This is a genomic window from Nonomuraea sp. NPDC051941 (genome assembly GCF_044593615.1).
In genome coordinates this window covers 20,624-28,276 of the sequence record NZ_JBIUCF010000096.1, presented here as the reverse complement: position 1 = coordinate 28,276, position 7,653 = coordinate 20,624, and the positions used below count along the sequence as shown (strand labels likewise).

Here is a 7,653-nt window from a genome sequence, read left to right as displayed (position 1 = left end):
CTCCACGAGCCATAGCGGACCGACGTCGGCGGGCAGCACACCCCCCGATTCTCATCCACGCGAGCACGCCCGAAGGGCGGATCTGGATCTAATGGGCCTATCTGTAAATGCGGCTCTTGGTCCGCGTCAGGCGCCTGCCCCTGATGTGGCCGTCGCGGGCCCTCCGCTGACGAGCGGCAGCCACAGCACGAACCTGGCCCCGCGTGGGGAGTCCTCGACGGTGAGGGTGCCGTGGTGGGTGTGCGCGATGTCGCGGGAGATGGCCAGGCCGAGCCCGCTCCCGCCGGGGTCGCGGCGGCGGCCGTCGTCGAGGCGGACGAACCGTTCGAAGACGCGTTCGCGGTGGGTCGGCGGGATGCCGGGCCCGTCGTCGGCCACCGTGACCGCGACCCCGTCGTCGGCGGGCTCGACGCTGACCTCCACAGCGGACTCGGCGTGCCGCAGAGCGTTGGCCAGGAGGTTGTTCAGCACGCGGATCAGCTGCATGCGCGAGCCGCGGATCTCCGGCCCGGCGAGCGCGTGGACGTTGATCGGCACAGACGAGGACTGCGCGCTCACCTCGGCGGCGACGAGCTCGCCGAGATCGATCTTCTCCGGTGGTAGCGGATCGGTGGCCCGGAGACGGGCGAGCAGCAGCAGGTCGTTGACGATCGCTTCCAGCCGGCCGGCGGTGGCGAGCGAGCTGCGGAGCGCGTCCTGGGCGTCGACGTCGTCCGGGTAGAGCAGCGCCTCCTCCAGGTGTGTGCACAGGGCGGCGATCGGGGTGCGCAGCTCGTGGCTGGTGGTGGAGGCGAACTGGCGTAGCTGCTCCACCGCGGCCTCCAGCTGGCTGAGCGTCTGGTTGGCGGTGGTGGCGAGCCGGCTGATCTCGTCGTTGCCCTGCGGTTCGGGGACGCGCAGGCTGAGGTCGCTCACCGTGATCTGCGAGATCTGGGTCCTGATCGCCTCGACGGGACGGAGCGCGCGCCCCACCAGCAGCCATGCGGTCCAGGCGGCGATGCCGGTGACCAGGACGATTCCGGCCGCGAGGGCGTACTCGAGCTGATGGGTGGCCAGCAGGTCCGGCTCTGGAAGGCCGGCGTAGACGACACCCGCGTCCGGTGCCGGGGTCAAACGGATGGCGTGCAGCAGGATGCACCGGTCGTTCGGCGGGCACTCGCGGTAGGGCTGGACACGGGCGTCGGGCGGCGGCCGGAGCCGGCTCAGCGGCACAGTCGCAGAAGCCTCCCGGCTGGAGTCCACGACTCGGTGATAGACGTCCACGACCTGGATGAGGTCGACCGGCGGGTCGGCGGGTATCGATCGTGGCACGATGCCGCCGCGGGCGACCGGGCTCCACTGGCTGGCCACCCGCTCGGCCTGGCGGAAGGCGCCGGACTGGATCCGGGAGCGGATGGCCAGGTCCAGCGTCGCGCCGAGCACCACCAGGATGCTCATCGCGAACAGCGCCACGATGAGGGTGCAGCAAGCGCGGACGGAGCGCGGGCGTGGGCGTGGAAGGAGTGGCATATCACCTCCGTAGGTCAGAAGCCGTCGAACCGATGCAGGACCGGGGCCTGCGATAGCACGTCAGTCATGTGCCTTCACCAGCTGCTCGGCCACGGTGTCGAGCGGTTCCCGCCAGGACTTCGCGAATCGGTCTGAAGCCGCCGTCGTAGTCGTCGGTGTCCGCGTCGTCGCTCGTGACGGTGTCCGCTCCTTCGATGGCGGTAGTCCAGTGGATCGTGTGTCGTGGGCGGAGTCTTGACGGGCCCGACACAGGACTATATAGTCCCTTTTCAGGTCTGCAAAATCCTCGGACTGCCGATCCGACCAACCCATGACACCGGGCCGGACCGGTCGCCGTGTCCGCGAAATGACACTGTCTCCGGCGCGACCTCGCGGCCTACCCTGTCGGACCCGCCCTTCCCTTCCCAGTCGCGATACCGCTATGGCCTGCTCTTCAGGCTCCCACGCGGCACCCAACCCCCGCCTGGGTGAATCTGGCCGCCGTCGGCATGGAGCACTTGGTCAGATGGGTGACCCATCGTGACCCGACGGCCCTGTGTGACCGGGATGTCCCGAAGGAGTCGGGATAGCGCACAGAGCCAGCTAGGGATTTCGGGACCATAAAGTCCAATTTCCCTTACACGACAGGGCCAGTACGGAAAAGGACCAGTACGTCGAAGCTGTCGGCGTAGGTGAGCGGTGGCTCGTCGGGGACGTGTGCGGGGATCATGTGAATCACTCTGGCCCGGTTGGATCGCTTCCGGCACCGGGTATGAGGTTGTCGGCCGGTTCCCCGTGGGAGCCATTCGGTTGGCCTCGGGAGCGGGTGTGGGGCTCAAGAACTCGAGTACTGCAAGCTCTGGGGCGCCGAATGGCTGGTCCGGTTCACCTGGGATCAGGTTTCGTGATCTTGTCGATCGTGTACGCCGTCACCCGGCGTCTAAGGCATGCTCGCAGAGACCACCGACTCCCTCCCCACCTCGGTATCAAGAGAGTCTGTGACGAGGTGCGGCGAGGATTGCCGACCGACCCGAGGGAGACGTTGACGAGGCGGGCTGACGCGATGCGCCGGTCAACGTTTTGGGATGTGTGCATCACCCGTCTATATCGTTGTTCGAGGAGGTCATGTGTGTACCCGTCGGGTCCGCCGCACGGATTGGATGACCCGTTCGCGCGGCGGACCCGACGCTGCTTTCCGCGACGAGTCGCTTCGACTGGCCGCTCGGCCCCACCGATCAGAGTGTGGCCATCGCTCCCTACGGGCGTACACGAATGACAGTCTTCCCCTTGCGTCGCTCGGTTGAGTTGAGGGTCGCGACCGCGTTGTCGAGGGACGCGGTGGTTCCGATGTTCGTACGCAGCCGCCCGTCCCGGACTCGCTGCACGATCTCACCCAGCTGAGTGCGATCGGCCTCGACAACGAAATCGATCGCCAGGCCATCAGCGGGGCGGGCCTCGACCGGCCCCACGACCGACACCAGCGTCCCGCCGGTCTTGATCAGAGCCGCGGAGCTCCTCTGGACGTCGCCGCCGATGACATCGAAGACCAGATCGACGCCCCCGACGTCTTTCAGCGCGTCGTTCTCGAGGTCGACGAACTCATGCGCGCCGAAGTCGAGCGCCTTCTCACGGTCGGCGGCGCGTCCAGTGCCGATGACGTAAGCGCCGGCCTCACGTGCGAGCTGGGTCACCATCGTCCCGACTGCTCCGGCTGCGCCATGGGCGAGGACGGTCTGGCCGGCCTGAAGGCGGCCGTGCTGGAACAGCCCCTGCCACGCGGTCAGACCCGAGATTGGCAGGGACGCGCCTACCGTGAAGTCGACGTCGCCGGGCAGCGGTGCGAGGTTGCGTGCTTCAATCGCCACGTACTCCGCGAGGGTGCCGTCGCGGTGCCAGTCGGCGAGGCCGAACACCCGCTGCCCGACCGAAAGCCCCGTTGTGCCGTAGCCGAGGGCGGTGACCACTCCGGCCAGCTCGTGGCCGGGGATCGACGGTGTCTTGTCACGGCCGGCGCGATCGGTCCAGGTCGATGGCCACTCCATCTCTGTCGGGACGAAGCCCGATGCATGAATCTGAACGATGACGTCGTTGATCGCTGCGGGCGGCTCAGGCCGCTCCGTCAGCGTCATCCCGGCCGTTCCCGCGGCCTGGTCGGTTACCACAATGGCTTTCATTGAGATCGTTCCCCTTTCTCGTATGTGTTCGTAACACGATCACGAGCGGTGCTTCTCCAGCCGCATCCAGCAGATGAGGCTGCAGGCCGATGCGCCGCGTGCATCGTGAATTCGCAGGTCATGGGCCTTGTGTGCGTGGCGGTTCGGGTGCTTGCGCCGGTCGGTGGCCGATCGCCGGTGCCGTGTCGCGCGCTCTGTTCTGGAGCTTCTCGCCGCTGATGGGCACGTCGAAGGTCAGGCGCGGCGGCCGTAGGTGCGCGGATCCACGGGCTGCTCGGACTTGGGAAGCCCGCCGACCACGAGACGGTAGGAGTCGATCACGAGCTCCTTTACCAGCTTCTCGTCGATGGCGTCCCCGCCTTCCACCGTAATCCAGTGCTTCTTGTTCATGTGATAGCCGGGGGTAATGTCCGCGTACTGCTCACGCAGGGCTGCGGCGTCATCCGGATCAGCTTTCAGGATCACGACGGGGCGCCCCGGCATGTCGGTCATGAGCATGAAGACCTTGCCGCGCACCTTGTAGACCTTCCAGTCGGAGCCGAAACGATGCTCCAGGTGGGCGCCGGGCAGTCCCACAGTGCAGTCGCCCGCGATCTTCTGCAGCTCCTGTCCGTCCAAGGTGATCAACTCCTCTGTCGATCCGAGTGCCCTAACCGCCGGCCAAGGCCCAAGGTGGCGTCTCCCGCATGGCCGCCACGAACGGCGGCGCCCGCACGCCGGCAACCTCAACAAGATCGTGTTACGAGCACTATGTGTTGTTGTGGGTTTTGGTTTCCGGGTGGGTGTTTAGATGAAGGTGAACAGCCGGTCGGCGTCGAATCGCGAGATCGGCGTGGTGTACACCCTCTCCGGGTCGGGGTAGCCGAGGGCCATCAGCACCGTCGTGCTGTGTCCGGTCTCGCGGATCTTGAACGCCTTGTCGACACTGGTCGGGTCGAACCCTTCGAGCGGCGTGGCCTCGACGCCGAGCTCAGCGGCCGCCATCATGGTCAGGCCCACCGCCATGTAGGTCTGCTTCTCCATCCAGTGGTTCAGGTCCTTGTAGCTGTAGCTGCGCAGGTTGAGGAAGTCTCGGGTCATTGATTCCCACAGCTCCTGCTTTGACGGGTCAGGGAACCGGCCGTCGGCCCTCTCCTTCGTGAACACCGCCTCGAGGTGGCTGTCGGGTAGATCTGCCCGGGTGGTGAGGATGATGGTGTGCGACGCGTTCAGGATCTTCTCGGCGTTGTCCTGGAATCGTTCGCCCAGGTTGTTGGCGAGCCGCTCTTTGCCTTCGGGCGTGGCGAGGACGTAGAAGTGGTTGGGCTGTACGTTCACCGATGACGGCGTGGAGCGCAGGAACCTCAGCAGCTGCTGAAGGGTTTCCTCCGGAATGGTCTTGCTGGGGTCGAAATACCTGGTGAGGTGCTTGTTCATGAGCTTGTCGATATTCATGTCAATCTGCCTTCTTCTTGCGATGGGTGGGTGAGGAGCGGTGGTTCGCGGTGTTTTGGGCTAGTTCGTGCCGCGGGCAAGTAGTTCGCTGATGCGCTCGAAGCTGATTCCTGTCGTCGCGGCGGTGAGGTCACCCGCGACGAGAGCCTTGGTGGCCTGTTCGAGTGCCTCCATTGCGTGGGTGTAGAGCGCTGGACCCAAGCTGATGCGCTTGACCCCGGCCTTCTGCAGTTCAGCGACGGTCAGCACCTTGTCCCCCGGCGAGATGAGGACGTTGACCGGTGTCGGCGCGACGGCGGTGACGATCGCGACGAGTGCGTGGAGGTCGGGTGGGTACGGGGCGTAGAGCACATCCGCGCCGGCCTCGGCGAAGGCCGTCAGACGCCGGATGGTGTCGTCGAGATCGGGCCACCCCTGGACGAAGTTGTCGGTGCGGCCGGTGACGACGATGCGCCCCTTGGCCGCCTCGACGGCGCTGCGTATGCGGTTGACTGCCTCGTCGAAGTCGCGGATGGGGTGATCGGGATTGCCCGAGGTGTCTTCGATCCCGATACCGGCCAGGCCGGACTCGACGGCGGCTTCGACGGTCGCCGCGACGTCTTCAGACGTGTCGCCGTAGCCGTCCTCGAAGTCTCCGTTGACGGGCAGCCCGGTGAGCCGGCCGAGCAGCCGCGCATGCTCGAGGTGCTCGTCGCGCGTGACTTCGTGACGTCCGTCGGACCGGCCGAGTGTGGTGGCGAGTGCCGCCGACGATGTCGCGATCGCCTCGAAGCCGGCATCGGCCAGCATCAACGCCGAGAGGCCGTCCCATGCGTTCGGCATGACGAGGCCACCGTCGCGGGTGTGCAGCGCCATGAACTTCTCATAGAGTTCGGAGCCTGGCATATCGCATCTTTCCTGAGTGATCGTTTGGGGCAGTGAGGGGTTTACCGGGCTGTGTGCGCGGCCTCGACGGGCGTCCCGGCGATCAGCCGGGTGTACCGGCCGGGTTGACGGCGGGGATGTCGATGTCGGTCTGGTTGACGTTGTTGATGAAGTTGGTCAGCAGGACCTGCACCGCCACCGTGACGATCGCCAGGATCTGCGGGTCGGTGTACCCAGCGCCTCGCACAGCCGCAAGGTCGGCGTCGCTCACCTGACCGCGGCTCTCCACCACCTGCTGAGCGAAACGAGCGACCGCGGCGCGCTTGGGATCGATCGAGCTCCCGGCCCGGGCCAAGTCGATGTCATCGCTCGACATGCCACCGAGTTCGGACGATACGTATGTGTGTATCGCCAGGCAGTAATCGCAACCGTTGGCTTGCGACACGGCGAGCGCGATGGTGTGCCGCGTCTTCGCGTCCAGAACCCGGCTCAAGGTGCCCTGCAGTGTCATGACGACGTCGAGGACGGTTGGGTTCGACGCGAGAGTCGCGAACATGTTCGGGACGAAGCCGAACTGTGCGCCGACGTTGTCGAGGATGCCCTTCGCCCCGTCGGGGACGTCGTCAGGAGAGGGAACGCTAAGGCGTGACATTGGAAATCAACTCCGATCGGCGGGAATGGTCGTCGTCAGCCGACCCAGGCGACAGTTTTGGGCTAGCCAGCCCACTTTTGGAGTGAACACTGCTCACGACTGGGCTGTCAAGCCCAATATTCGGTATCGTGTGAAGCATGAAGCCCACGAAGGGAGCCCGGGAGCCTCGCAAGCTCACCGACAAGGGACAGGCCACGCGGGCCCGAATCCTGGAGCACGCCGCGGAGCTCATCTACACCAACGGCGTCCACGCCACGAACAACGAGCAGGTCCGTCACGCCGCCGGCGTCGGCGGATCACAGCTCAACCACTACTTCCCTACAAAAGAGAGTCTCGTCCTGGCAGTGATCGCATGGCAGGCCGAGCGCGTACTAGCGCTCCATCGCAGTGAGCAGTTCTCCGGCTTCGACACCCTCGATACGTTTCGGAAGTGGGCGGCGTTCTACGTCGGTTACGAACGCGCCTACCAGGAAGGCTGCAGCCTCGGCTCCCTCGCGAGCGAGATCATCAAGACCGACCTCGACGTTCACGATGAACTCGCGAGCGCGTTCGACCAGTGGAGAGGCATCTTCCGCGATGGAATCCAGCACATGCAGCGACTCGGCCGCATGAGCACCGAAGCAGATCCCGCGCAGTTGGCCAACCTGCTCCTTGCTGCCTTCCAGGGCGGCATGCTCCTTGCCCAGGTCGCCCGGGACATCTCTCCGCTGAAGGATGCGTTGCAGACGGCCATCGACTACGTGGAGACCTTCGCGACCACGAGGCCGGACGGTCCTATCGCTGGATCGGCCAGCAGATTGGCGTCACCGCCCGAGCCGTCGAAGGCTCCGTGAAATACCGCCAGCGCCGCCGGCAGCCAACGCTGAGGTGACAACAACGTCGCGAAGGAACACAGCTAGGACTCCGCCTTCAAGATCATCCCGTGGCGGCTTTCTGGCCGGGCACCGGCCGTTCGTCCGATGAGATCGTCCGGCGGGCGCTGCGTGAGTACTCGTTCTTGCCAGAGGACCGCAGGTCGACTCCGGCACCGGAGATCGCTCA

At 65.8% G+C, this 7,653-nt stretch carries 7 protein-coding genes; 1 reads left to right on the top strand and 6 read right to left on the bottom strand.

Annotated features, from left to right (window positions below; all coding sequences use genetic code 11):
- Positions 1 to 126 precede the first annotated feature (126 nt).
- The 6 genes from ACIHFD_RS65815 to ACIHFD_RS65790 form a co-directional block, all read right to left on the bottom strand.
- Positions 127 to 1,509 (bottom strand): sensor histidine kinase, encoded by a 1,383-nt coding sequence (locus tag ACIHFD_RS65815; RefSeq protein ID WP_397375616.1) that lies wholly within the window; start codon positions 1,507 to 1,509, stop codon positions 127 to 129.
- A 1,235-nt stretch (positions 1,510 to 2,744) separates the two neighbouring features.
- Positions 2,745 to 3,662 (bottom strand): NADP-dependent oxidoreductase, encoded by a 918-nt coding sequence (locus ACIHFD_RS65810; protein ID WP_397375615.1) that lies wholly within the window; start codon positions 3,660 to 3,662, stop codon positions 2,745 to 2,747.
- 234 nt (positions 3,663 to 3,896) lie between these two features.
- Positions 3,897 to 4,280 (bottom strand): MmcQ/YjbR family DNA-binding protein, encoded by a 384-nt coding sequence (locus ACIHFD_RS65805; RefSeq protein ID WP_397375614.1) that lies wholly within the window; start codon positions 4,278 to 4,280, stop codon positions 3,897 to 3,899.
- Positions 4,281 to 4,448: 168 nt separating this feature from the next.
- Positions 4,449 to 5,096, bottom strand: a complete 648-nt coding sequence (locus tag ACIHFD_RS65800) for a nitroreductase family protein (RefSeq protein WP_397292842.1) — start codon at positions 5,094 to 5,096, stop codon at positions 4,449 to 4,451.
- A gap of 60 nt (positions 5,097 to 5,156) precedes the next feature.
- Positions 5,157 to 5,951 (bottom strand): isocitrate lyase/phosphoenolpyruvate mutase family protein, encoded by a 795-nt coding sequence (locus ACIHFD_RS65795; RefSeq protein WP_397375613.1) that lies wholly within the window; start codon positions 5,949 to 5,951, stop codon positions 5,157 to 5,159.
- 112 nt (positions 5,952 to 6,063) lie between these two features.
- A complete protein-coding gene (locus ACIHFD_RS65790; RefSeq protein WP_397375612.1) occupies positions 6,064 to 6,612 on the bottom strand; it encodes a carboxymuconolactone decarboxylase family protein in 549 nt (182 codons plus the stop codon).
- A gap of 137 nt (positions 6,613 to 6,749) precedes the next feature.
- Between ACIHFD_RS65790 and ACIHFD_RS65785 the strand changes: the two genes are divergently transcribed.
- Positions 6,750 to 7,445 (top strand): TetR/AcrR family transcriptional regulator, encoded by a 696-nt coding sequence (locus ACIHFD_RS65785; RefSeq protein ID WP_397375611.1) that lies wholly within the window; start codon positions 6,750 to 6,752, stop codon positions 7,443 to 7,445.
- Positions 7,446 to 7,653: the final 208 nt, after the last annotated feature.